26 protein-coding genes are annotated in these 24,829 nt (G+C 38.6%); 8 read left to right on the top strand and 18 right to left on the bottom strand.

Annotation, left to right across the window (positions count from 1 at the left end):
* Positions 1-19 precede the first annotated feature (19 nt).
* Positions 20-1,081 (bottom strand): cytochrome c oxidase subunit II, encoded by a 1,062-nt coding sequence (gene coxB / locus FAY30_RS08510; RefSeq protein ID WP_149869469.1) that lies wholly within the window; start codon positions 1,079-1,081, stop codon positions 20-22.
* Positions 1,082-1,190: 109 nt separating this feature from the next.
* Positions 1,191-2,129: a heme o synthase gene (gene cyoE / locus FAY30_RS08505; protein ID WP_149869468.1), complete on the bottom strand. Its 939-nt coding sequence runs from the start codon at positions 2,127-2,129 to the stop codon at positions 1,191-1,193.
* A gap of 648 nt (positions 2,130-2,777) precedes the next feature.
* On the opposite strand from cyoE, the gene FAY30_RS08500 reads away from it, so the two are divergent.
* Positions 2,778-3,683, top strand: a complete 906-nt coding sequence (locus tag FAY30_RS08500) for a COX15/CtaA family protein (protein ID WP_149869467.1) — start codon at positions 2,778-2,780, stop codon at positions 3,681-3,683.
* Positions 3,684-3,728: 45 nt separating this feature from the next.
* Here the strand turns inward: FAY30_RS08500 and pyc are convergent, their stop codons facing one another.
* The 3 genes from pyc to FAY30_RS08485 form a co-directional block, all read right to left on the bottom strand.
* Positions 3,729-7,172, bottom strand: coding sequence for a pyruvate carboxylase (gene pyc / locus FAY30_RS08495; RefSeq protein ID WP_149869466.1), 3,444 nt, complete (start codon positions 7,170-7,172; stop codon positions 3,729-3,731).
* 63 nt (positions 7,173-7,235) lie between these two features.
* Complete coding sequence (locus tag FAY30_RS08490) at positions 7,236-8,438, bottom strand: FtsW/RodA/SpoVE family cell cycle protein (protein WP_149869465.1); 1,203 nt, start codon at positions 8,436-8,438, stop codon at positions 7,236-7,238.
* Between the two features lie 183 nt (positions 8,439-8,621).
* Positions 8,622-8,903 carry an Fpa/YlaN family protein gene (locus tag FAY30_RS08485; protein ID WP_149869464.1) on the bottom strand — a complete coding sequence of 94 codons (282 nt, stop codon included), beginning with the start codon at positions 8,901-8,903 and terminating at the stop codon, positions 8,622-8,624.
* Positions 8,904-9,075: 172 nt separating this feature from the next.
* Here FAY30_RS08485 and FAY30_RS08480 point away from each other — a divergent pair, with 172 nt between their 5' ends.
* Positions 9,076-9,573 carry a peptidyl-prolyl cis-trans isomerase gene (locus FAY30_RS08480; RefSeq protein ID WP_149869463.1) on the top strand — a complete coding sequence of 166 codons (498 nt, stop codon included), beginning with the start codon at positions 9,076-9,078 and terminating at the stop codon, positions 9,571-9,573.
* Positions 9,574-9,676: 103 nt separating this feature from the next.
* Here FAY30_RS08480 and FAY30_RS08475 read toward each other — a convergent pair whose 3' ends face one another.
* Complete coding sequence (locus FAY30_RS08475) at positions 9,677-11,005, bottom strand: PhoH family protein (protein WP_149869462.1); 1,329 nt, start codon at positions 11,003-11,005, stop codon at positions 9,677-9,679.
* 167 nt (positions 11,006-11,172) lie between these two features.
* Here FAY30_RS08475 and FAY30_RS08470 point away from each other — a divergent pair, with 167 nt between their 5' ends.
* Positions 11,173-11,763, top strand: coding sequence for a YhcN/YlaJ family sporulation lipoprotein (locus FAY30_RS08470; RefSeq protein ID WP_149869461.1), 591 nt, complete (start codon positions 11,173-11,175; stop codon positions 11,761-11,763).
* Between the two features lie 42 nt (positions 11,764-11,805).
* Here the strand turns inward: FAY30_RS08470 and FAY30_RS08465 are convergent, their stop codons facing one another.
* Entirely contained in the window at positions 11,806-12,261 is a 456-nt protein-coding gene (locus FAY30_RS08465) for a pyridoxamine 5'-phosphate oxidase family protein (protein ID WP_149869460.1), read from the bottom strand.
* Between the two features lie 168 nt (positions 12,262-12,429).
* On the opposite strand from FAY30_RS08465, the gene FAY30_RS08460 reads away from it, so the two are divergent.
* The gene (locus tag FAY30_RS08460; protein WP_149869459.1) at positions 12,430-12,630 is read left to right on the top strand and encodes a YlaI family protein; all 201 of its coding nucleotides are present in this window, start codon (positions 12,430-12,432) and stop codon (positions 12,628-12,630) included.
* 74 nt (positions 12,631-12,704) lie between these two features.
* On the opposite strand, the gene FAY30_RS08455 is transcribed toward FAY30_RS08460, so the two are convergent.
* The 3 genes from FAY30_RS08455 to typA are packed head-to-tail and all read right to left on the bottom strand — an operon-like array spanning position 12,705 to position 15,185.
* Positions 12,705-12,998, bottom strand: coding sequence for a hypothetical protein (locus FAY30_RS08455; protein WP_149869458.1), 294 nt, complete (start codon positions 12,996-12,998; stop codon positions 12,705-12,707).
* 13 nt (positions 12,999-13,011) lie between these two features.
* Positions 13,012-13,329 carry a YlaH-like family protein gene (locus tag FAY30_RS08450; RefSeq protein ID WP_190284852.1) on the bottom strand — a complete coding sequence of 106 codons (318 nt, stop codon included), beginning with the start codon at positions 13,327-13,329 and terminating at the stop codon, positions 13,012-13,014.
* A gap of 17 nt (positions 13,330-13,346) precedes the next feature.
* Positions 13,347-15,185 (bottom strand): translational GTPase TypA, encoded by a 1,839-nt coding sequence (gene typA, locus FAY30_RS08445; RefSeq protein ID WP_149869457.1) that lies wholly within the window; start codon positions 15,183-15,185, stop codon positions 13,347-13,349.
* A 168-nt stretch (positions 15,186-15,353) separates the two neighbouring features.
* On the opposite strand from typA, the gene FAY30_RS08440 reads away from it, so the two are divergent.
* The gene (locus tag FAY30_RS08440) at positions 15,354-15,539 is read left to right on the top strand and encodes a YlaF family protein (RefSeq protein WP_149869456.1); all 186 of its coding nucleotides are present in this window, start codon (positions 15,354-15,356) and stop codon (positions 15,537-15,539) included.
* A 39-nt stretch (positions 15,540-15,578) separates the two neighbouring features.
* On the opposite strand, the gene FAY30_RS08435 is transcribed toward FAY30_RS08440, so the two are convergent.
* Together FAY30_RS08435 and FAY30_RS08430 are read right to left on the bottom strand one after the other, a co-directional pair.
* The gene (locus tag FAY30_RS08435; RefSeq protein ID WP_190284851.1) at positions 15,579-16,373 is read right to left on the bottom strand and encodes an inositol monophosphatase family protein; all 795 of its coding nucleotides are present in this window, start codon (positions 16,371-16,373) and stop codon (positions 15,579-15,581) included.
* A 268-nt stretch (positions 16,374-16,641) separates the two neighbouring features.
* Positions 16,642-16,836, bottom strand: coding sequence for a hypothetical protein (locus FAY30_RS08430; RefSeq protein ID WP_149869454.1), 195 nt, complete (start codon positions 16,834-16,836; stop codon positions 16,642-16,644).
* Positions 16,837-17,012: 176 nt separating this feature from the next.
* On the opposite strand from FAY30_RS08430, the gene FAY30_RS08425 reads away from it, so the two are divergent.
* Complete coding sequence (locus FAY30_RS08425; RefSeq protein ID WP_149869453.1) at positions 17,013-17,645, top strand: YktB family protein; 633 nt, start codon at positions 17,013-17,015, stop codon at positions 17,643-17,645.
* A gap of 38 nt (positions 17,646-17,683) precedes the next feature.
* On the opposite strand, the gene FAY30_RS08420 is transcribed toward FAY30_RS08425, so the two are convergent.
* Together FAY30_RS08420 and FAY30_RS08415 are read right to left on the bottom strand one after the other, a co-directional pair.
* Positions 17,684-17,956, bottom strand: a complete 273-nt coding sequence (locus tag FAY30_RS08420) for a UPF0223 family protein (protein WP_149869452.1) — start codon at positions 17,954-17,956, stop codon at positions 17,684-17,686.
* A gap of 44 nt (positions 17,957-18,000) precedes the next feature.
* Positions 18,001-18,960, bottom strand: a complete 960-nt coding sequence (locus FAY30_RS08415) for an NAD(P)H-dependent flavin oxidoreductase (protein WP_149869451.1) — start codon at positions 18,958-18,960, stop codon at positions 18,001-18,003.
* A 211-nt stretch (positions 18,961-19,171) separates the two neighbouring features.
* Here FAY30_RS08415 and FAY30_RS08410 point away from each other — a divergent pair, with 211 nt between their 5' ends.
* The gene (locus tag FAY30_RS08410) at positions 19,172-20,644 is read left to right on the top strand and encodes an aminotransferase class I/II-fold pyridoxal phosphate-dependent enzyme (RefSeq protein ID WP_149869450.1); all 1,473 of its coding nucleotides are present in this window, start codon (positions 19,172-19,174) and stop codon (positions 20,642-20,644) included.
* Between the two features lie 57 nt (positions 20,645-20,701).
* Here FAY30_RS08410 and FAY30_RS08405 read toward each other — a convergent pair whose 3' ends face one another.
* On the bottom strand, positions 20,702-20,824 hold the full coding sequence (locus FAY30_RS08405; protein ID WP_149869449.1) for a GapA-binding peptide SR1P: 123 nt from the start codon (positions 20,822-20,824) through the stop codon (positions 20,702-20,704).
* A 258-nt stretch (positions 20,825-21,082) separates the two neighbouring features.
* Between FAY30_RS08405 and FAY30_RS08400 the strand changes: the two genes are divergently transcribed.
* Positions 21,083-21,517, top strand: coding sequence for a DUF1885 family protein (locus tag FAY30_RS08400; protein WP_190284922.1), 435 nt, complete (start codon positions 21,083-21,085; stop codon positions 21,515-21,517).
* 32 nt (positions 21,518-21,549) lie between these two features.
* Here FAY30_RS08400 and FAY30_RS08395 read toward each other — a convergent pair whose 3' ends face one another.
* The 3 genes from FAY30_RS08395 to FAY30_RS08385 form a co-directional block, all read right to left on the bottom strand.
* Positions 21,550-21,792: a hypothetical protein gene (locus tag FAY30_RS08395; RefSeq protein ID WP_149869447.1), complete on the bottom strand. Its 243-nt coding sequence runs from the start codon at positions 21,790-21,792 to the stop codon at positions 21,550-21,552.
* A 203-nt stretch (positions 21,793-21,995) separates the two neighbouring features.
* Positions 21,996-23,411 (bottom strand): dihydrolipoyl dehydrogenase, encoded by a 1,416-nt coding sequence (gene lpdA / locus FAY30_RS08390; RefSeq protein ID WP_149869446.1) that lies wholly within the window; start codon positions 23,409-23,411, stop codon positions 21,996-21,998.
* A gap of 4 nt (positions 23,412-23,415) precedes the next feature.
* The gene (locus FAY30_RS08385; RefSeq protein ID WP_149869445.1) at positions 23,416-24,741 is read right to left on the bottom strand and encodes a dihydrolipoamide acetyltransferase family protein; all 1,326 of its coding nucleotides are present in this window, start codon (positions 24,739-24,741) and stop codon (positions 23,416-23,418) included.
* Positions 24,742-24,829: the final 88 nt, after the last annotated feature.

The raw sequence follows: 24,829 nt of genomic DNA, 5'->3' as shown, positions 1-24,829 counted from the left end.
CCCTTTCAACCAATTCCCCTTATTCCTGAACCTTTAAGCCCATTAAATACTCTGCCAAAGCATCAAGTTCATCATCAGACAGTTCTCCATACTTTCCAGTCATTGTATTACCTGGTTTATAGGATTCAGGATCTTTAATCCAATTTTTTAATTCTTCTTTATTGTGTTCTAAAATACCAGCAACACGTGATCTTTCACCAAAGTTTGTTAAGTTAGGTGCCAGGCGAGCTGTCTCAGGCATTTTATTAGCTGGTGTTACAGCATGACAGCCAATACAGCTTTGATTGAAAATATCCTGTCCTTTAGCTGCTAAATCAGTTTGAGCCTTTTGTGGTTCTGTTACATCCTGCATTGCAGCTACCCACGCATCAAATTTATCACGGCTGATAGCTTTTACTTTAAAGTCCATCAAAGCATGTGACGGTCCGCAAAGCTCAGCACATTTTCCATAAAAAAGATTTCCGGCTTCATTAGCGCGTTTATCATCAAATTCCAACCAGAATTTGTTAATGTTATCCGTATTAGTATCTAATTTTCCGCCCACAGCTGGAATCCAGAATGAGTGTTTAACATCCATTGATTTCAGGTTAAAATAAACCTTTTCATCTGTAGGAACGACTAAATCCTGACTCGTCACAATCTTTTGACCAGGATATTCAAAATCCCACCAGTATAAATGTGATCTTACGTTAATAACTAACGCGTCAGAGTTTTTCTTATCCATTTCTTTTACATCCGCAAGTTTAAATGTTGCAGATACAGTTGGTACTGCCAAAATGAGAAGTAATAAAATAGGGATCGCAGTCCAAATTATTTCTAACGTATGACTTCCCTCAACTTGCTTTGGAATTTTGTCGTCTTTTCTTCTAAAACGCACAAAAATAATGACAAAAATCAGCATTACTACAATGATTACTCCCACCATGACATAGGTGCTTAACTTCATTAAATCATATTGCATGTCTGCCACTTCACCAGCTGGTCTTAGCGCTGAAACAAAGTTTTCACCGCGGCATCCGGAAAGTACAAGCGCTAATAACGAGAACAACGAAATTAGGCGCCATTTCGCAAGCCTTTTCATAGCTTAATCAAACCCCTCTTTCACTAATAAATTTTAAAAATTTTGTTTGGCCAAAGAAGTATGTAGGATGACTCTTCCCACTTACCTGCGGAAAGAATCGTTTACAAAACTAAATTAGTGTCACAATAACCATTGCTACAAAAATAATAGTTAAATATTGCAAAGAATAAACAAACATTAGCTTTGCCCACTTAATGTCATCTTTGATCCTATATCCATAAATCCCTAATGCAAGCCAGCCTATATTTAAAATGCTGGCTAAAATTAGAAATGGGATTCCTAGTTTGGTGAGAAAAAATGGGATAGGCAAGAGCAAGGCCACCCAGATCAAAATATGGTTTTTCGTTGTTTTGAAGCCTTTCACAACTGGCAGCATTGGAACACCCGCAGCACGGTATTCTTTCACTCTTCTCATTGCAAGTGCATAAAAATGCGGAGGCTGCCAAACAAACATTAGGACAAATAACGCCCAAGCCATTATATCAAGATTAGCATCAACCGCTGCCCAGCCGATTAATGGCGGAACCGCGCCTGAAATACTTCCGATAATTGTATTGGAAACCAATTGACGCTTGGACCAGAGTGTATAAAGGAAAACATAACTAAAAACTCCAAGCAGTCCAATTACTGTTGCAGTCATGGTTGTAAAGAATAAAAACAGTGTTCCCATTCCAATAAGGAAAATACCTAGAAGAAGGACTTTTACTGGCTGTATTTTCCCTGTAACGGTAGGTCTTGCTTTCGTCCTCTCCATCAAATGATCAATATCACGATCAACATAATTATTGATGGCACATGAACCGGCAATAATCAGGGAAGAACCTGCCACGGTAAATAAAACAATATCTATATTACCGAGAAAGCTTTGGCCAGAAAAATGAAGCGCCAGCCATAGTCCAGTAAAGGTGGTAATTAGATTAGAATTAACAATTCCAATTTTAATCAGGGCCATGAAGTCTTTCCATACCGAGGTCTGTTCAATTGTTGAATGCAGGCTTGCAGCACCATTCTCCATGGCAGCTTCTCCATAAGCCTTTGAGTTAGACATATATTTCTCCTCCTAATCCTTACTAACAAATATTCACCAATCGAGGAATATCAATACTAAATTATTTAAAGTTATCTATATATTGAAGTTAAAAATTAAATGGTTCGAAGAAATAGATGAGTAAGAATTAATTAATCAAAAGAAGCAGTGATTTTTAAAACACTTTCTCTGTATATTAAATCACACTTTATGGTATTTTTGTGAACTTTTTTTGAATAATTTTTGACTAAATTGTGACAGCCTCTATATTATCTTTAATAATTGTTCGTTTTTCAACATCCTAGTATTGCAATCCTGTAATCAATTCATTGAACGTTGAAAAACACGAGAGGAATTAGCCTTAATTTCCCATATTTTTTATTACTTTTAAAAAATAATGATTCTAAATAAATAGTCTTCATATCTATTTCTAACAGACTCAAACAGAAGTTTCAACTGTTTTCACTATAATAATAGTGAAAAATATTTATTATTCATCAGCTATTTATATTTACAAAAAGTTATCTAAAAATCTATGCTGAAATTCTGTTCTTTTTTGATTTTATTCGTTATGATAAATAAGGACTTTTAAATCTAGTTACTTTTCATTCATTATACTGTCAGGATTATCCATAGACAAATGTTTGAACTTTTTAAGAGGTGAATTTTTTGCGACGTTCTTTGAAGTGGTTTGCGGTTGCAACTACAATTGGAATGATATTTATTTTGCTAGGCGGAGCATTAGTAACAAAGACTGGCTCCGGAATGGGCTGCGGGCGCTCATGGCCATTATGCAACGGGAAATTGCTTCCTTCGGAAATAACCCCTGAATTGATTATTGAACTTTCCCATCGACTAGTCTCCGGTGCAGGTGGCATCATGGTACTCGTCCTTTCAATCTGGTCATGGAAGGCAATCGGTCATATCAGGGAAACCAAATTTCTTTCAATGCTTTCCTTTTTCTTTTTATTATTACAAGGTTTGATCGGGGCAGCTGCCGTAAAATGGGGACAATCAAGCTTTGTACTTGCCTTGCATTTTGGGATTTCGCTCGTTTCTTTTGCAGCGGTATTTTTATTGACATTGCTTATTTTTGAAATCGATAAAAAGTTTGATGCAGAAAAACTTTACATTGATAAGCGGATGGGCTTCCATATCATCGGTGTTTCAATTTATAGCTACCTCGTTATTTACACTGGTGCGTTAGTTCGTCATATGAAGGCAAGCCTCATTTGCCGCGATTGGCCTTTATGCCTTAATGATGCCCCTTCATTACCTGCTAACATCTATGAATGGGTCCAAATGGGGCACCGCGCTGCTGCAGGTCTTATCTTTATTTGGATTGCTTATGTTTTTTATTTAGCTCTTCGGCATTATAAAGATCAAAGGGTACTGTATTGGGGATGGACGATATCCTTTATTCTCGTTTCCCTGCAAGTAATTGCCGGTGCTTTTGTCATCTTTAGCAGACTTAACCTGTATATCGCTTTGCTTCATGCCTTCTTTATCACCTGCCTGTTTGGCGTTCTAAGTTATTTTCTGTTGTTATATTCAAGAACAAAACGAAAGCATTAGTAAAAAAGCTGCCTGCGATTTTTGGATCGCGGGCAGCTTTTTTTCCTATGATTTTGTCAATTCAAGTAATAGATCACCTGTCAGGATGGAGTCCCCGCTAGATACATAGATATCTTTCACAATGCCAGAGAAAGGAGCCTGAACGGTTGTTTCCATCTTCATCGCTTCCGTAATCATTAAATGATCACCGCGTTCAACCTTCTCCCCTTTTTCAACCACTACTTTTATGACTGTTCCCGGCATAGTTGCGGAAATGTGTTGTTCATTTTTAGGATCCGCTTTTAATCTTGAAATGACCGTGGATTTGATACTATCATCCTTTATAACAACTTCCCGCGGCTGACCATTTAACTCAAAATAGACAACTCTAGTACCATCTGCCTGAGGCTGTCCAATTGAAACAAGCTTTACAATCAGTGTTTTGCCAGTTTCAATTTCGATTTCGATTTCTTCCCCGAGCCGCATTCCATATAGGAATGTTGGTGTATCTAGCATTGAAATATTCCCGTACATTTCCACTGTTTTCATATATTCCATAAAAACTTTCGGATATAAAGCATAGGAAATAATCTCATGTGTTGTCACTTGTCTGCCAAGCTCTTCAAAAAGCTCTTTCTGCAGCTTGCTGAAATCCACTTCCTCAAGCAATTCTCCAGGGCGGGCCTCTAAAGGTTTTTTCCCTTTTAAAATTACATTTTGAAGCTCCTCTGGAAACCCGCCGTATGGCTGACCTAAATATCCTTCAAATAATTCAACAACAGAATCAGGAAAATCGAGTCCTTGCCCCTTTACTAACACGTCTTCTTCGGTTAACTCATTTTGAACCATGAATAGCGCCATATCACCGACAACCTTTGAAGAAGGTGTCACTTTGACAATATCGCCGAACATGTTATTTACTCGGGCATACATATCTTTTACATCTTCCCACTGCTCGCCAAGCCCAACAGCCTTAGCCTGCTGCTGCAAATTGCTATATTGTCCGCCAGGCATTTCATGCTGATAGATTTCCGTATGCGGGGATATCATTCCGCTTTCAAAGTCCTGATAGTACTTCCTGACATCTTCCCAGTAATACGACAATTTCTCAAGTGCGTCGATGTTGACTTTCGGCTTACGCTCAGTGCCTTCTAGTGCGTAATATAATGAATTTGCACTAGGCTGAGAAGTTAAGCCGGCCATTGTGCTTAATGCAGTATCAACGATATCAACACCGCCTTCAATAGCGCGCGCATAAGTAAATATTCCATTTCCACTTGTATCATGTGTATGAAGATGAATTGGGATATCTACTGCTTCTTTTAATTCAGACACTAAACGATAGGCTGCCTCCGGTTTCAATAACCCGGCCATATCCTTGATCCCTAATATATGGGCACCTTGCTTTTCCAGCTCTTTAGCAAGATTTTTATAATATTCAAGATTATATTTAGACCTTGCTGGATCTAAAATATCCCCCGTATAACAAATGGCTGCTTCGGCTATTTTTCCTGTCTGCCGGACCGCATCAATTGCCACTTCCATTCCCTTTACCCAGTTTAAACTATCAAAAATTCGGAAGACATCGATGCCTGCATCGGCTGATTGGTTAACAAAATCACGAATTAAGTTGTCCGGATAGTTTTTATATCCTACCGCATTGGCCCCACGGATCAACATTTGGAACAGGACATTTGGAATTCTTTCACGTAATGTCAATAATCGATCCCATGGATCCTCTTTTAAGAACCGGTAGGCAACATCAAAAGTTGCCCCGCCCCACATCTCAAAAGAGAATAAATCCGGCAATAGTTTGGCTGTCGGCTCTGCAATATGCAAAATATCAGTCGTCCTCATTCTTGTTGCTAACAATGACTGATGAGCATCCCTGAAGGTGGTATCCGTTAATAAAACCTGTTTTTGACTTTTCACCCATTGGACAAGTCCATCCGCACCAAATTTATCCAAAATTTGTTTCGTACCATCTTGATATGGGAAATTGTATTGTATCGTTGGAATTCTAGGCTTAGAGAATACAGGTCGTTTCTTTTTATCGATGCCCGGGAATCCATTTACCGTTACTGTGCCAATGTAATTTAGCATTTTTGTTCCCCGGTCTTTACTTACAGGGAAAATAAATAATTCCGGTGTAGTATCAATAAAAGAGGTGTCATACTCACCATTTCGAAACTTCTCATGCTTAACAACATTTTCTAAAAACGGAATATTTGTTTTAATGCCTCTTATTCTAAATTCCTGTAAATTTCGAACCATTTTTGAAGCTGCCTGTTCGAACGTCAATGCCCATGTTGATAGTTTCACAAGCAAAGAGTCATAGTAAGGTGTAATCACAGCTCCTTGAAAACCATTCCCTGCATCAAGCCGTACGCCAAATCCGCCGCCGGAGCGATAGGCCATAATTTTTCCTGTATCAGGCATGAACTGGTTGAGGGGATCCTCTGTGGTAACCCTTGACTGAATGGCAAATCCATTCAGTTGAATTTTCTCTTGATCTGGAATACTAATGATTGGCCCGTGTAACTCATGGCCTTCGGCAACTAATATTTGTGTTTGGACGATATCAATACCTGTTACTAATTCTGTAACCGTGTGTTCAACCTGTACGCGCGGATTTACTTCAATAAAATAAAAATCATTACCGGAGACAAGAAATTCTACTGTACCCGCATTTAAGTAATTGACATTTTTCATCAATTTTACAGCGGCATCACAAATCTGCTTTCGTAATTCTTCAGAAATTGACACACTTGGGGCAACTTCGACTACTTTTTGATGGCGCCGTTGAACGGAACAATCGCGATCATAAAGATGGACGATATTCCTGCTGCTGTCTCCTATGATCTGAACCTCAATATGTTTTGGTTTTTCAATTAATTTTTCAAGATATACCTCGTCATTTCCAAATGCCGCTTTTGCCTCCGATTTCGCTCGGTCAAATGCCTCTCGAACTTCCTCACTTGTATGTACTATTCTCATCCCACGGCCGCCGCCGCCAAGTGAGGCCTTTATGATAATAGGGAATCCATGGACAGCCGCAAACTCCTCGACATCATTCACATCATTCACAGGCCCATCACTTCCCGGTATGACAGGGATATTGGCAAGTTCAGCCTGTTTTCTTGCCTTTACCTTATCACCAAACATATCCAAGTGTGTGGACGAAGGACCAATAAAAATAATTCCCTCTTCTTCACATCTTCTGGCAAAATGAATATTTTCGGACAAAAATCCATAGCCGGGATGAATGGCATTCACACCGCTTTTCTTGGCAATGGCAATGATGCCTTCAATGTCCAAATATGCATCAATTGGTTTCTTACCTTCCCCCACTAAATAGGCCTCATCCGCTTTATAGCGATGGTAGGCGCCTGAATCTTCTTTTGAATAAATTGCAACAGTCCGAATATTCAGTTCAGTACAAGCACGAAAAACCCTTATTGCAATCTCACCCCGATTGGCAACCAATACTTTATTTATCTGTCTTGTCACGTAAAGCACCTTCTATTCTATGTATTTTAAAAAGGCCAGGGGAGCTTGTCCCCCGCATTTTTATTAAATGTAATAAACCTTGCCATCGTTCGACTGTTGTTTTTTATTTTCTATGTCGTGTTTGTTTTTATATTTTTTTTCAAACTTCACAAACATCGAAACATTTACAAGTATTCCTGTTGCAGCAGCAAGCATCAACAAGGAAGAACCACCATAGCTTACATATGGCAGCGTAACGCCTGTTAATGGGATTAATCCGGAAACACCAGCTAAATTGATAAAGGATTGAATCCCTATCATACTCGAAATTCCAATTGCAAGCAGGCTCCCAAAAGGATCCTTACATTGCAGACCGATATATATCCCTCGTAAAACAATATAGGCTAATAGAAGAATAACGAATCCTACTCCCCAAATACCAAGTTCCTCCGCAATAACAGCCATAATAAAGTCTGTATGCGATTCGGGTAAATAACCAAGCTTTTGAATGCTTTTCCCTAAGCCGAGTCCGTTTACACCGCCAGAGCCGATTGCAATATAGGAATTTGCTAAGTGAAAACCAGCTTCTTGTGCATCTGCGAATGGGTTCTCCAAGACAGTAATCCGGCTCATCCGCTTTTCTGAAAATATCGCATCTCTCGCAACAAATATCACTGGTAAAAGAACGATAAGAGCCATGATAAGCAGTTTTGAAATACTCTTAAAATTCATTCCTGAAGAAAGAATAATCATCCCGGCAATCGCAGCAATTATGATTGCCGCACCATAATCCGGTTGCATGACAATTAAGCCACATACAATAAATAGAAACACTAATGGAGGCAGAACGCCTTTATTAAATTGGTTAATATAAGCCTGCTTTTTAGCGTAAACAGCTGACAAATAAATAATTACTGCCAGTTTAACAAATTCCGATGGCTGTAAACGAAACGTACCAAATTCATACCAGCTTTGTGCACCCCCGGCAATAATTCCAAAGGGAAATAATCCTATTAGCAAAAGAAGAGACCCAATGACCATGGGAACCTGAAACCCTTTTGTAAATTGCATTATTTTATATGGGGCGATAGCAAAAAGAATAAAGATGCCGAAAAATAAGAGAAGCCACATTTTTTGTTTTTGATAAAAATAATCTGGCGGGAAACCATATCTCTGGACAGCCCATGCCATGCTGGCACTGTATACCATCACAAGACCAAAGCCACACAACAGGATAACAGCGATGATTAAGGTATAATCATATGATTTCACTATTTTTTTAACCATTTAAGCCGTCCTCATTTTCAAAATTGATATATTCCACTCTATTATAATAGAAAATGAATGATATGACTTGGGTAAAAGAAAATTTGTTACAAGATTTTAATAATGAATAGTTCGAATATAGAGACAATAACGGATAATAAAAAACCCAAACAATCCCTATGAATTGTTTGAGTTTTTAATCCATTATTTTTTCAAGGATGCATCATGTAGTGCCGATAATTCTTTTTCTAATTGAGCTAAAATCGCTTTTCCATCCTTGCCATCTATTAAGCCTAATCGAACAGCAAAGTCTATTTCCCTTGATAGGCCAAACATTTGTGTATCCAATACCTCTTCATAAAGAGGGCATTGAGGCATCGTGAGATTATCCATTTGCACTTTGATAAGCTTTAATATTTTTTCAGCGTCAGCCTGCAATAAAGCAAAGGCTTTTTCCTGATGATTCACGATCATTTCAGACGCCAACATTGATCCCCCCATTTCAGAGCGATAATTCAACTTATCTATAAATTTTACCGTTTACCAGCAAAAATTGCAAGAACAATGAAGGATAATAACAAATAGGAGTGCACTTTATGACATTCTATTTAAAAAAAGCTATACTTAAATCTGTGTTAGACTTTAGGGGGTATGGAAGATGGAAAATATTTTGATTATATCTGGAAAAGTGAAATTTCCGATTACACTGGATCCTGGTGTCTGGATTTTTGATGATCGCCGTATTGATTTAACTACTTACTTTTTAAAGGAAATGGAAAATTCAGATTCAGTGGAGGCATATACGAAGGCTGTTTCAAAGCATTGGGATCGCGAAATAATGGAGGGAGCTGTTTTTCCTCCAACATTAAAAAGCGAGAAGAAATTTGAAAAAGAAAAGGTGTTGACTGGTACTTTTGGAATACCTTTTAAGCCTTTTTTAGCGAATGCCGAGCCGGAAAGTCATGCAGAGACATTGGTCGTCCACACGACAAATGGCGACTATGAGTTTCCTCTTGAAAAGGCTTTCGGTCTCATTTTAGGATTTTCAACGAATGGTCAGCCGTTATCATCTGATGGCCCCGTTCATATCTATAAAGGTGATGGTTCAAATCAGGAAAACCCAATTAAACATGTAATAGGCTTTACTGTGAAATAAACGGGCGCCAAACGGCACCCGTTTATTTATACTATCAGAATTAATATCGACATTGAGAAATGTCCAGCTCCAGCGCCCTAGCGGCGAGACGCCTTCACTTTTCTTATAATAAATCTGCCGCAAGTCTAGCCAGTCCGGACCGCTCCCCTTTTAATAGTTTTACATGCCCGGATATATCTTGATCCTTGAATTTCTCAACGACGTAGGTTAACCCATTGTTATAGGCGTCAAGATATGGATGATCAATCTGTTCCGGGTCGCCCATTAACACGATTTTACTTCCTTCTCCTACCCTGGTTAAGATCGTTTTCACTTCATGCTTCGTTAAATTTTGTGCTTCATCGATAATAATAAACTGTTTTGGCAAGCTCCTGCCGCGAATATAAGTCAATGCTTCTACCTCAATCGAACCCATACCGGCTAATATGGCATCAAGTTCACCAGGCTTCTTTGTATTAAAAAGATATTCCAGGTTATCGTATATTGGCTGCATCCAAGGTCTAAGCTTTTCCTGTTTTTCACCTGGCAAAAAACCTAAGTCCTTCCCAACTGGGACGATCGGTCTCGCGACTAAAAGCTTCTTATATTCTCTTAAATCCTCCGTGTGCATTAATCCGGCAGCAAGAGCAAGCAAGGTCTTGCCTGTCCCTGCTTTCCCGGTTAAAGTAACCAGCGGAATATCCTTACGCAATAATAATTCAATAGCCATGGTTTGTTGGACATTTCTTGGATGAATGCCCCAAACATGCTCTTGATTTAACGTTAATTTTTTTACCTTCTTACTCGTTTTATCAACCATTCCTATTGCCGAGGCAGAACTTCCAAGTATATCCTTCATCAACAAGTATTGATTTGGATAAAACGGATGATTAGCCACTTCTGAAAGCGATAATTCTCCCTTCTCATAAAACCGTCCTAATAATTCAATTGGCAGGTGGAGCTCAAAAAATCCGGTATATATATGTTCCACTTCTACCACACGATCATTCAAAAAATCTTCCGCAGTCAATCCGATTGCATCTGCTTTTACTCTGACTAATGCATCCTTACTAACAATGATGACCGGCTTCCCATTTTCCTTTGCTTGTTCCTCTAAGAATAAATTTTTTGCGACCGCAAGAATGCGATTATCATTGGTTTTTTCAATAAAAATATCTTGAAGTTCATGAAACGATCGATGGTTTAATTCAATACGAATGGTACCCCCGCCTTCAAGCGGGATTTTTTCATGAAGCTTACCTGATGCCCTTAGGCCATCAATTAGCCTTGATACATGTCTTGCATTTCTTCCTACTTCATCCATATATCTTTTCTTTGAGTCCACTTCTTCTAGAACTACTGCCGGAATAACAACTTCATTATCTTCAAAGGAAAAAATGGAATACGGGTCTTGTAATAAAACATTTGTATCTAACACGTATATTTTACTCAAAGCTACGCCTCCTGCTTCCGTTGGTGTCAGGTTAGTTATCATTTCAACAACCCTTTTGCTAGATTGAACTTTGGTAAAATATATGTTTATTGGAATAAAGATAGAAGACGTTTCGCACAATAATTGTTAATGACGACACTAACTAATCTTCTTGGAGGAGGGTTTAAATGAAAAATATTATTTTTATGATGCTAATATGTTTATTTTTAGCAGGTTGTAATGCCAATAATCATAAAGAAATCGCTAAAAGTGAAAACAATTCATTAGTAAATGTAAAAAACAGCTATATCGAAAGTGTCGACCGTAAATCGGGTCAGGAAATTTCAAAGCGTTTAGTTACTCTCGCCACAAGCATACCAAATGTAAACGATGCAACTGCTGTTGTTTTAGGGAATTATGCCATTGTCGGGATCGATGTAAATGCAAAAATCGACCGTTCACAGGTAGGCTCGATTAAGTATTCTGTGGCGGAGAGCTTGAAAAAGGACCCTTATGGCGCTAATGCAGTAGTAGTAGCAGATGCGGATACGACCGAGCGGTTAAAAGAAATCCAAGCAGATATCAAAAAGGGCAGACCAATACAGGGAATTATGGAGGAGTTAGCCGATGTTGCAGGGCGTCTAATGCCTGAAATTCCTGGAGATCTCATTACACCAAGTCCTAAAAATGCGACCGAAAAACCAGATAAAAAACTTCCGGCCGATGAACAAAAGAAATTAAACAAAGAACAAGAAGACCAGTCTAATCATCATAAATAGAAAAGTTTCCATTCAACTATAAAGAAAAAAGCTTAGTTTACACTAAGCTTTTTTCATTGCTTCCATCACTTGTCTGTCCAATTTTTCTGCTGCATTTTTATCATAGGTTTTGTCATACTGTACTTCTGTGACAATTTTCGATCCGTAGAACATGACATCCCTTACTTCATGGATGGTAACCTTTACAAGCGCAAGCTTTAACGGAACATCTTGCAGTCGTTCTTCTTTGACCGCTGCTTCACCTTGAATGGAATATGTAGATTCATTCGCAATCAAATTAATGATTACCTTGTTATTCTTATAAATATTTTCTAAAATACGGGAGCGATTATCTACTGCAAAATAAATCGTGCTGTCATCTTTAGCTAGTACCCAGGAAATCGCACTAACATTTGGTCCCCCTGTCTCATAATCAATGGATGCCAACGTTACAAAACGCTCTTTTTGCATCGCATCATATAATGGCTTAATAAGTTTAGGTTCCACTTGATTTGCCAACATTACAACCCCTTTACTTTTCCTACTTTCTGTTTAAAAACAGATAATCTCATATTACTACTATCCCTTTTTTTCATCAACTCTAACCAATTGATTAACTCCAGGTGTTCACTCATGGTATACTATAATACAAACTACTGTTTTAAGAAAGAAATGAAGAGGTGCTTAATGAGAGTAAAGTGTGTAATTTGCGATAAAATTGAAGCGATTGAAGATGAATCGTTAACAGCAAAGCGTCTTCGCAATCGTCCTATTCATACATATATGTGTAATTCCTGCCATGCCAGAATAACGGATAAGACAAATGCCCGAATTGAATCAGGAAATTTTAAGCTTTTCCGGACAAAATCTGATAATGATGATTGGTAAATAGTAAAGCGTAAGTGCCCTGGAGCTGGATATAAAAAAAGTGCTGACCTTAAAAAAACAGGCCAGCACTTTTTTTAATCTTCAAATGGATAGTCTTCATACTTTTCAGGTTCTTTGTTTATTTGATCCAGCATAATTTCAATTAATTCACGAGGATATCGGACTTTTTTCGTCTCATCACCTTGCTCATAGGAAAGGTAATACATCACGGCATCTGTTGTGATATTGATGTTTGATACTTGATGCTGCGCTGTTAACATCTCTTCAAAAAACTCCCGTGTTTCTTTTGCTGCTACATCATCAGGGCGGGAATCACAAACAACCTTAATGGTAAGCCAATTATAAAGTGCATCTTGTAAGGATTTCATTCCCTTACCTCCTTTACTTTACTTCAGCCTCTTGCTTTTTCGATTGGTGCAGACGAATTTTATATACAATTAATATTAAAGCTGCCACACCCAACCCTTCGGCAATTGGTAATGCATAGGAGAAAAACAACATGATTAAACATCCAATGCAAAGACTGATATAAATAACAATGTTTTTCAAAAGAGGTAATTTTTTTGCAAACCCTAACCTGTATACAATCACCGACAAAATAACAATAAAAACATATTGCAGCAGTACACCAGTTTCTACATCTTTTGTAAGCTCAATAAAAAACCTTAAACTCGGGGAGAAGGATCTTAAATCTTCCACAGCGTGCACCTCATTACTTAACTCATTTCAGCGTATTTTTTCTTTTTCGCCGCTTTTTCACGTTCATTCTTATCAAGAATTTTCTTTCGTAACCGAATAGATTCAGGAGTTACCTCACAATATTCGTCATCATTTAAATATTCTAATGACTCTTCCAATGTCATGATGCGCGGCTTTTTAATGACTGACGTTTGATCTTTATTGGCCGAACGGACATTTGTCGCCTGCTTCACTTTCGTAATATTGACAGTGATGTCATTTTCACGAGTGTTTTCGCCAACAATCATTCCCTCATAAATTTCCGTACCCGGTTCAACGAAAATGGTTCCACGGTCCTCTACTTGCATTATACCATATGTGGAAGCTTTTCCGGATTCCATTGAGACAAGAACACCTTGGTGTCTTCCGCCAACCTGTCCAGCAAGCATCGGCTGATAGCTGTCAAAGGTATGATTAATAATCCCATATCCGCGAGTCATTGTTAAGAATTCAGTTGTGTAACCAATTAAGCCGCGTGCAGGTACATTGAATATTAACCGAACTTGACCTGATCCATTATTAATCATATCAAGCATCTCGCCTTTACGAGCACCAATGGATTCCATTACAGAACCTGTATGTTCTTCAGGAACATCGATTTGTACTCTTTCCACAGGCTCACAGCGTACTCCGTCAATTACTTTCACAATTACTTCTGGTTTAGAAACCTGAAGCTCGTAGCCTTCACGGCGCATATTTTCAATCAAGATCGATAAATGGAGTTCTCCACGACCGGAAACAATCCAAGCATCCGGGGAATCCGTGTTTTCAACCCGTAAACTAACATCTGTATGCAATTGAGCAAGAAGTCTCTCTTCAATTTTTCTTGAAGTTAAATATTTTCCTTCTCTTCCAGCAAATGGACTATTATTTACGGCAAAAGTCATTTGTAGTGTTGGTTCGTCAATTCGTAAAATTGGTAATGCTTCTTGATGCTCAATTGGGCAAACTGTCTCACCGACATTTATATCTTCCATGCCTGAAACTGCAATTAAATCCCCAGCTTGTGCTTCTTGTACTTCCTGACGCTTTAACCCGAAGAAACCAAATATCTTGGTCACACGGAATTGTTTAACACTGCCGTCTAACTTCATTAAGGCAACCTGTTGGCCAACATGCATTTTTCCACGGAAAACACGGCCAATCCCGATTCTACCCACATAATCATTATAATCAAGCAGAGCTACCTGGAATTGCAGCGGTTCGTCTTGATTATCAATTGGTGCAGGGATATATTCAACGATGGCATCATATAGACATTGCATATTCTCATCTTGTTTTTCCGGATTCATACTTGCAGTACCGTTGATACCTGATGCATAAATAACAGGAAATTCAAGCTGATCTTCTGAAGCATCAAGTTCAATAAACAAATCAATGACTTCATCTACTACTTCAGCGGGTCTGGCAAAATCACGATCAATTTTATTTACCACGACGATCGGAGTTATCTTTTGCTCTAATGCCTTTTTAAGAACAAAACGTGTTTGCGGCATACAGCCTTCATATGCATCGACTACAAGCAAAACACCATCAACCATTTTCATGATTCGTTCTACTTCACCGCCAAAGTCTGCGTGTCCCGGTGTATCCAAAATATTAATTCTTGTATCTTTATATTGAATCGCGGTATTTTTCGCAAGGATGGTGATTCCGCGTTCTCTTTCTATATCACCAGAGTCCATGGCACGTTCTTCCACGTGCTCATTAGAACGAAATGTTCCAGATTGTTTTAACAATTGGTCAACCAACGTCGTTTTCCCATGGTCAACGTGGGCAATGATTGCTATGTTACGTACATCATCTCTAAGTTTCAAAATTCCACTCCTACCTATTTTATAAAAATAAAAGCTATTTTTAGTTTCCCAAATACAACTAAAATATTATACCATACTTAAAGTGGAAACCGAAAAGCATTTTATGTAGAATAAAAAATATACCAGAAAAAATTTAATTAAATATAGAAAAACAAAGGGGTTTGAAAAATGAAAAATATAAAATGGTCTTTACTCTTTTATGCAATTTTAGCTGCATCATTCATAATGGGAATTGGAATTGCAATTGGTGAACAAAGTTTAATCGGAGCAATCGGCTGCATTTTTGCATTAATTGTGATCATGGGGATGGGCTTTAAAACAAAGAGAAAAATGCGTGAAAACGGAGAGATATAAAAAGAAGCCATGGATTGGCTTCTTTTTAAAATATTGACCTTATTGAACTACTTTTAAATAATCCTTTAAAATTACTTGATGCAGTCCTGGTTTCGCGGTAAAAAGTGAATCCTTAGAAATAAAGTCCAGTTTTTCTCCCTTTATATTTGTTACGACTCCTCCTAATTCTTCAATAATGACTGCCCCGGCAGCAATATCCCATGGAGACAGCCGCATCGAAAAGTAGGCATCTACTCTTCCGGTTGCTACAAACACCATCTCAAGTGCAGCTGTACCATATGATCTTGTCCCTCTGGCATCTCTTACCAATGGAATCATTAAATTGTGATCAATGCGTTTATTTTCCATAACCCATGTAGCATTAATTGCAAGGATGGATTCCTTAACAGTTGTTTCCTTGAGTCCAGGCAGAGGTTTTCCATTCATATAAGCACCCTCGCCGCGAATGGCGTGATAGAGCTCATCATGTACTACATCATATATGAGTCCGATTTTACCGACTCCATTTTCATAAACCCCGATCGATACTGCAAAGTTCCTTTGCTGGTGGATAAAATTCATTGTTCCATCGATGGGATCAATTAACCAGACAATTCCCTCAAGGCTATTTAATTCATCACCAAAGCCCTCTTCACCCAATATTTTATGATCCGGGTACTTTCCTCTAATCTTATGAATAAAAAATTGCTCAATTTCCTTATCGATATTAGTTACCAGATCATTGGGATTTGATTTTGTTTCAATATTTAACGTTTTCTCAAACGATAGACGAATCCTGTCCCCTGCTTCTTTGACCCATTCCTTAGCATGAGCATCAATGTCTTCCCAAATCATAATACGCCTCCATTTCTCCGTTTACCTTTTTTAAATCCAATGTATGTAGTATGATGCATGAGAAATATTTTAATGTACCTATAGCTTACTCAAATTGAAGAAACACAGCAACTTTTAACAATTTACGTTCAAATTATCACACAAAGGCACAATAATAAACGAACCCCTCTCATTCCTTCTCCGGAGTCCGTTTTAGATAAGTCGATAAACTACTCTCTTTTTGTTCATTGCAATTTGTTACTCCCTTGATAAAATATCAGCTAATCAATTAAAGAGCTTTTAATCGTACTAATTCCATACGGATTTTTTCTAATTTTTGTTTACATTCTTTCATTTTCTTCTCATTCTTTTCACCAATTGCTTCAAATAAGACAGCCAATTCATAATCCATTTCCAATCTTAATACTGCCGTTTTTTCCTTTTCTCCCACTTTTTTTAAAGATGTATTCATCAATTGTTTCACCTTGTTTCTCCCCTTTCAGTTAGTTAATTAATTATTCAGATTGTTTTTTACTGTATAATATGAGTCATCTTGATATGTTGCAACAAATATGTGCTTTAATCTAGAAAGCAACACGCTTCGTGAAATCTCGGAGTTATGCTACAATTAGTGACAAACGGCTTGTTGGGGGTACTTCAATGAACTTTACAGGATTTACTAATGAAGATTTTGATGTTTTTTTAATAGATGGATTAGAACCAAGAATGGACGGGCTTAAAAATACGATCCGACCTAAATTAGAAGCTTTAGGGGAATACTTTTCACCTTCCTTATCCTCGTTAACGGGTGATGAAATGTTTGTTCATGTTGCCAAACATGCAAGGCGTACCATCAACCCGCCTAAGGATACATGGGTGGCATTTGCCCATAATCCTCGAGGCTATAAAATGCTGCCGCATTTTCAAATTGGCTTGTGGCACACCCATTTATTTATTTGGTTTGCCGTTATTTATGAGGCACCCCAAAAAGAGGCAATAGGGGCACGATTTGCGAAAAAAGCGGCAAAAATCTATAAAGAAATTCCGAAAGATTATGTCTGGTCAATTGACCACATGAAGCCTGATACACTTCCACATGGTCAATTGACTAAGGTTGATCTTCTCTCCCACTTTGAGCGGCTGCAGAATGTAAAAAAAGCAGAACTATTATGTGGATATACCATAGACCGTGAGGCTGCTATCCAATTAGGTTCTGAAGGGATATTAGAACAAATTGAGGATGTCTTTAAGAAAGTAGCACCACTTTATAAAATAGCCCTAAATATTAAATAGAAAAAACTCCCGAATCCATTTTCGGGAGTTTTTTAAGATTATTTCATCATGATTCGGCTGCCTGATGGCGCTTCTTTTGCTTTTTTGATTGTTCGATAAGACGAATAACCGCTGATTTCTTCAAATTCATCACAAATGTTTTTTTCTTCCGCTTTGCTTGGAACGATTTCTTTGAACCGCCGATAGGCGTTCATAACCTCGTCTCTTTCAATCCCTTTTTCGTACGCCTTCTCGATTGTTTCAAAAAATTTGATTACATCAACAATTTCATCGGTTGACCAATTAAAATCAATCGGATATTGGTATTCCATTCATTTCACCTGCTTACTATTTACATTTAAAATGAATCATACCTTTATTTTCCCCATTTTGCACGAATTTCTTCCGCATCATGAATCATTCGTTCAAAAAGTACTGAAACACTAGGTATATCCTTAATCAGCCCCATGACTTGACCTGCCCATGCAAAACCTTTGCCCTCATCACCTTCATATATGTACCGTTTATTAGCCGTTCCACTAATAAATTCCTTCAGCTGATCATAATTTGCGTTTTTCTTTTCAATTTCAAGAATTTGTTCCGTCCATGGATTTGCGATGGCTCTTGCAGGCGCACCAAGTGATCGCTTAATTACCACCGTATCCGCCTCTGTTCCTTCAACGAGCCTTTGCTTATATACTTCATGTGCATGAATACATTCTTTAGTCGCAATAAATCTTGTTCCCATTTCAACCCCTTCTGCACCTAAACTTAGTGCAGCCATCAATCCCCTTCCATCACCAATTCCTCCTGAGGCAATAACGGGAATCGAAACTGCATCAACAACTTGAGGAATTAATACCATTGTCCCGATATCATCCCGGCCGAGATGGCCGCCGCCTTCCTGGCCGACAACCATAACCGCATCTGCACCAAGCTGTTCTGCCTTTATAGCCTGCCGTCTGGCAGCGACGAGAACGAGTTTTTTTATGGTTGTTCCCTTTAACTGATCAAATATGGGTGCAGGGTTCCCTCCTGTCATAGAAACAACAGGAACTTCTTCCTCTATCGCCACCTGAAGGAAATCCACGAACGGGCGTCCATGCTGTCCAATCGCAAAATTAACCCCAAAAGGATGTTTCGTTAAATGTTTTACCTTCCGGATTTCCTCACGCAGTTGTTCAGGATTACTTAATGACATAGCTGTAATCTGCCCTAATCCTCCAGCATTCGAAACAGCGGCCGCTAATTCAGAATAGGCCAAATAGGCAAGTCCACCTTGTATAATTGGTATACGGATCCCTAAAGTCTCCGTCACTCGTGTTTGCCAATTCAAATTGAATCACTCCTCATTATTCATTTATTTCTTATTTCGCCTTAAAAGGTTAAATTTCCTTTCATCAAGGGAAACTAAGCTGTAAGAAATAATCAAAGAAATGCGGAAAGAAATCTATGCAACCCCCTGGATTAGTGCTATAATTCCATTGTTTTATGTTTTTAATCAACGAATATAAAGAAGTATTTTTAATAAAGAGGTGTAGTAATCATTGTCACAAAATCAAACACCGTTATTTAGCGGTTTAGTTGCGCATGCCAGAAAAAACCCGATTCAATTTCATATTCCAGGTCATAAAAAGGGAGCAGGAATGGATCCTGAATTCCGTCAGTTTATTGGTGAAAATGCCCTGTCCATCGACTTAATAAATATTGGCCCGCTTGATGATCTTCATCATCCAAAGGGAATGATCAAGGAGGCACAAGAATTAGCTGCTGAAGCTTTTGGAGCCGATCATACTTTCTTTTCTGTCCAGGGTACAAGCGGGGCGATTATGACGATGGTAATGGCCGTTTGTGGACCTGGAGATAAAATCATCATACCAAGGAACGTCCATAAGTCTATCATGTCGGCTATTGTCTTTTCCGGAGCAATCCCAGTCTTCATCCATCCGGAAATAGATAGAGAACTAGGAATTTCTCATGGAATTACAACAGATGCCGTGGAAAAGGCTCTTGAGCAGCATCCTGATGCAAAAGGGGTTTTAGTGATTAATCCGACCTACTTTGGTATCTCAGCAGATTTAAAGAAAATCGTTGAAATTGCCCACTCGTACAATGTGCCCGTTTTAGTTGATGAGGCCCATGGTGTCCATATTCATTTCCACGATGATCTTCCAATGTCTGCTATGCAGGCCGGCGCTGATATGGCAGCAACTAGTGTCCATAAGCTCGGTGGCTCCATGACACAAAGCTCCATCCTAAATGTCAAAGAGGGACTTGTTTCAGCGAAACATGTTCAATCGATTTTAAGCATGCTTACAACAACGTCAACATCCTATTTGCTGTTAGCTTCGCTGGATGTGGCTCGTAAGCAATTAGCAACCAAAGGTAAAGCACTGATTAACAGGACTATTCAATTAGCACAGTCTATTCGTAAGAGAATCAACGAAATTGACCATATTCACTGTATCGGCGAAGAAATACTAGGCTCTAAAGCCACGTTTGATTATGACCCGACAAAACTCATTATTTCCGTGAAAGAACTGGGATTAACCGGGTATGAGGTTGAAAAATGGTTAAGAGAAAAGCATAATATTGAAGTAGAATTATCAGACCTATATAACATCCTTTGTATTATTACATTCGGTGATACTGAAAAGGAAGCAGCCCTATTAGTCAATGCATTAAAAGAATTGGCGGCTGAATATAAAGATCAAGCTGGGAAAATTGAACCTGTGGAGGTCCTTCTTCCAGAAATTCCGATACTTGCCTTAACTCCGAGAGATGCTTTTTATGCTGAAACGGAAGTCATTCCCTTTGCTGAGTCAGAAGGCAGGATTATTGCCGAATTTGTGATGGTCTACCCGCCAGGGATACCTATTTTTATCCCGGGTGAAATCATAACAGAGGAAAACCTTCATTATATCCGAGAAAACCTCGAGGCTGGCTTACCTGTTCAAGGTCCCGAAGACGATGAAATTAAATTCATTCATGTGATAAAAGAGTACAAAGCCATAAAATAAAAAAATCAGGATTCCGGTTACGGAATCCTGTTTATTTATTTAAATGTTCTGATTTAATTATTCTTCCTCGTGATGATGATGGTTGTCGCAACAATTGCACTTCGAGTAAAGCACCGTAACTTTTTCATCTTCAAAATGATCAATAGTAGAGTTACAAGTCTGGCAAACAAGAGTACCCATCTGTTCAATCCCCTTTTCATGAGTGAATAAAAACGAATTTGAAAGCGTTTAAATATCCTTAATCCAATAATAATATATCACATTAGATTTTTCAAGCCTAAATTGTATGTCACATTTAAAAAAAGGCACAAAAAAAAGGCCACTATTTGCCTTTTCTTTAACTTTACTCATATTGTAACATTGTAAGTGTTGTCAGTCCTTTTTAATCAATGCTAGAATAGAAATTGAACATCAATAGACAATAGGGGGGGAATGATGATGGCTGTAAACGCATTTATTAAGCTTGTGCCCTCATCCGCTAAACAATCGGTAACGATTGAAGAGGTAAAGGACTTATTTCATTACTATAAAAATATAACAGCAAAAACGGGCGACCAATTAAATTGGCAATATGGGGAATCTGCCTTTCCGTATGAAATAAAAGAAACCGAAGAAGGCAAAGGGCAGTGGTTTTATTTACATTCAAGCCATGAACGCTACAATGCCATTTTAATCGGTGTTGATACAGAGACAGTTCGCGATGAAGATGGGGCAGAAAGAGAACTGGTATACATACAAGTCACACTTCCGGCACAATCTACTCATGGGGATAAAGGAAAAGCAAATGAATTTTGTAAATTCCTAGCTAAAAAGCTTCAAGGTGAGCTGCACCTATTTAACGAAAGAATCATGTATTTCTACCCAAGAAAATAATTTGTAACGAAGCTCCCTTAGAGGGGCTTTTTTTAATGGATAAATTGCACCAATGTATAATGCAGGGAAGTATAAATCACTAAGCTTAATACAGTGATGAAGAGGGTTTTCCTCCTTGATTTCGTCACATGGTTTCCAATAATATACGCCAGATAAAAAAAGACAAAAAACATTATGACCTTATAAATAAGTTGATCATGTTTTGAAATCCATTCAATTAATGTATAACCGCTCCAAATCATAAACTGCAGGATCATCACAACATAAACCTTCATATTTATCACCACTCAAAATCCATTGATCTTTTCGAAGAACAAAGACATCCAGTGTTATAAGTATATGTTCGAATAGGTAGAGATATATTTAATTTTCAAACGATTCGGGTATTTTAAAATAGGGAAAAGTATTGGTTACCTTTATTATTCGCCGCAAAAAAATAAAGTCCTTTTCTTTTTTAGAAAAGGACTTTATTTTCGAACTATTTAACAATATGGATTGGGGTTCCAAGAGCAACTTCTGCTGCTTCCATTGTTATTTCACCGAGCGTCGGATGAGCATGGATTGTCATAGCTAAATCTTCAGCTGTCATGCCAGCTTCAATCGCTAAACCTAGTTCAGCAATCATGTCTGACGCACTTGCACCTGCAATTTGCGCCCCAATAACAAGACCGTCTTCTTTACGGGTAATTAATTTTAAGAAGCCATCGCCGCTGTCCAGTGATAATGCACGTCCATTTGCTGCAAATGGGAATTTAGCAGCGTTTACTTCAATACCTTCTTCTTTTGCTTGTGACTCTGTATATCCTACCGAAGCCAATTCAGGTTCTGAGAAGACTACCGCAGGAATTCCTAAGTAATCAATTTCAGAAGAATGTCCGGCAATTGCCTCTGCCGCAATTTTGGCTTCATAGGATGCTTTATGGGCTAATTGTGGACCTTGGACAACATCACCAATCGCATAAATATTACCAATATTTGTTCGGCATTGTTTGTCAATTTCAATTAATCCTCTGTCACTCAGTTTCACACCAACTTGTTCTAAGCCCATTTCATCAGTGTTTGGACGGCGTCCAACCATAACAAAGACATAATCAGCTTCGATTTTCTTCTCTTCGCCTTTTGTTTCAAATGTGACAACCACACCGTTTTCCGTTTCTTCGACCCCTTTAGCCAATGCTTTTGTATAGAATTCAGCACCTTTTTTCTTCATGCTGCGCTTAACAAGGGAAGCCATTTGCTTATCAAAAACGCCAAGACCTAATATTTCTACTGCACCTTCTAGAATGGTCACTTGACTGCCAAAGTTTGCGTAGGCGCCGCCAAGCTCAATCCCGATTACACCGCCGCCGATGACGACAATTTTTTCTGGAATCTCATTTAAATTAAGGGCTCCAGTCGAATTAAGAACGCGTTTCGAATATTTAAAGGCAGGAAGTTCAATTGGACGAGAACCAGTAGCAATAATCGCATTTTTAAAAGTATACGTTTGTGCAGAATTTTCATCCATCACCCGAAGTGTATTAGCATCAACGAAATAGGCTTCACCGCGTGCAATATTGACTTTATTTCCTTTTAATAACCCTTCCACACCGCCAGTTAATTTTTTCACGATTCCTGATTTAAATTCTTGAACCTTTGAAAAATCAACCTTTACATTTTCCGCCGTAATTCCGAATGACTCAGAATGAAGGGCAGTTTCATAACGGTGACCTGCTGCAATTAGGGCTTTAGAAGGAATACACCCAACATTTAAGCATACGCCCCCAACATATTCTTTTTCAACAATTGTTACTTTTTGTCCTAGCTGCGCAGCGCGAATTGCTGCCACATATCCACCAGGACCCGCACCAATAACTATAGTATCTGTTTCTATAGGGAAATCTCCAACGACCATAATATTACGCCTCCATTAACAATAGTTCTGGATCGTTCAATAAACGTTTAATATGATTTAATGCATTTTGTGCTGTTGCACCGTCAATCATTCGATGATCAAAGCTTAAAGAAAGTGCTAAAACAGGTGCAGCAACAATTTCACCGTTACGAACGATTGGCTTTTCTGCAATACGGCCAACACCTAAAATAGCTACTTCCGGATGGTTAATAACAGGAGTAAACCACTGGCCGCCTGCAGAACCAATGTTTGAAATAGTACATGATGCACCCTTCATTTCATTTGGCGCAAGTTTGCCTTCACGAGCTTTACCTGCCAACTCATTAATTTCGTTAGAAATACTGAAGACTGACTTACGATCAGCATCTTTTACAACTGGAACCAACAAGCCCTTTTCAGTATCCGCAGCAATTCCGATATTATAGTAATGCTTGTGAATGATTTCGCTAGTTGCATCATCAAGTGAAGTATTTAAAGCAGGGAATTCCCTTAATGCACTTGTTAATGCTTTTACGATATATGGCAAGAAAGTAAGCTTAATGCCTTTAGCGGCAGCCACTTCTTTGAATTTCTTACGATGGGTAACTAGTTTCGTTACATCGACTTCATCCATTAATGTAACATGTGGTGCCGTATGTTTTGAATTGACCATTGCTTTAGCAATAGCTTTCCGAATACCGCTCATTTTCTCACGAGTTTCAGGATATTCACCTTGTGGGATTGCTGCCGCTTGTGGTGCCTCAGCTTTCGCTGCTCCCGTTTCTGCAGGTGCCGCAGCTGCTGCTTGCGGTGCCGCTTGTGCCCCGCCGCTCACGAATGCATCAATATCACTTTTTAGAACACGGCCATTATCACCTGACCCTGAAACTAAATGAATATCAATACCTTTTTCACGTGCATATTTACGTACAGATGGCATTGCGATAATTCGTCTATTTGGATCAACCTCTGCTTGTGGTGCTGGTGCTGCTGCTGTAGGTGCCGGTTGTGTGGCCGCCTCTTGCTTAGCTTCTGGGGCAGGAGCTGGAGCTTTTTCTTCTTGTTTAGGTGCATCATCGTGATCGTCACCTTTAAATTGCAGGTTTTCATATCCTGGTGCATCAAATGTAACAAGAACTTGGCCAACTGTTGCAACAGTTCCTTCGCCAACTAATAAATCTATTACTGTTCCCTCAACTGGGGAAGGAATTTCAACCACTGCTTTATCATTTTGAATTTCACATAGGACATCATCTTCTTGGACTTTATCACCCGGTTTGACAAACCATTTGACAATTTCTCCTTCGTGAATACCTTCACCGATGTCAGGCATTTTAAATTGAAATGACACTGAGCTTCATCTCCTATTTTTTCATGTATTTTAGCCAATTTTGCTAGGATGAAAATGGGAAAGGAACACCCTTTCCCTGGATTTAATT

The sequence above is a fragment of the Bacillus sp. S3 genome, assembly GCF_005154805.1.
Classification (GTDB): Bacteria; Bacillota; Bacilli; order Bacillales; family Cytobacillaceae; genus Neobacillus.
Note: the sequence above shows the minus strand (reverse complement) of the source record. Positions and strands in the feature narration are given on the sequence as shown.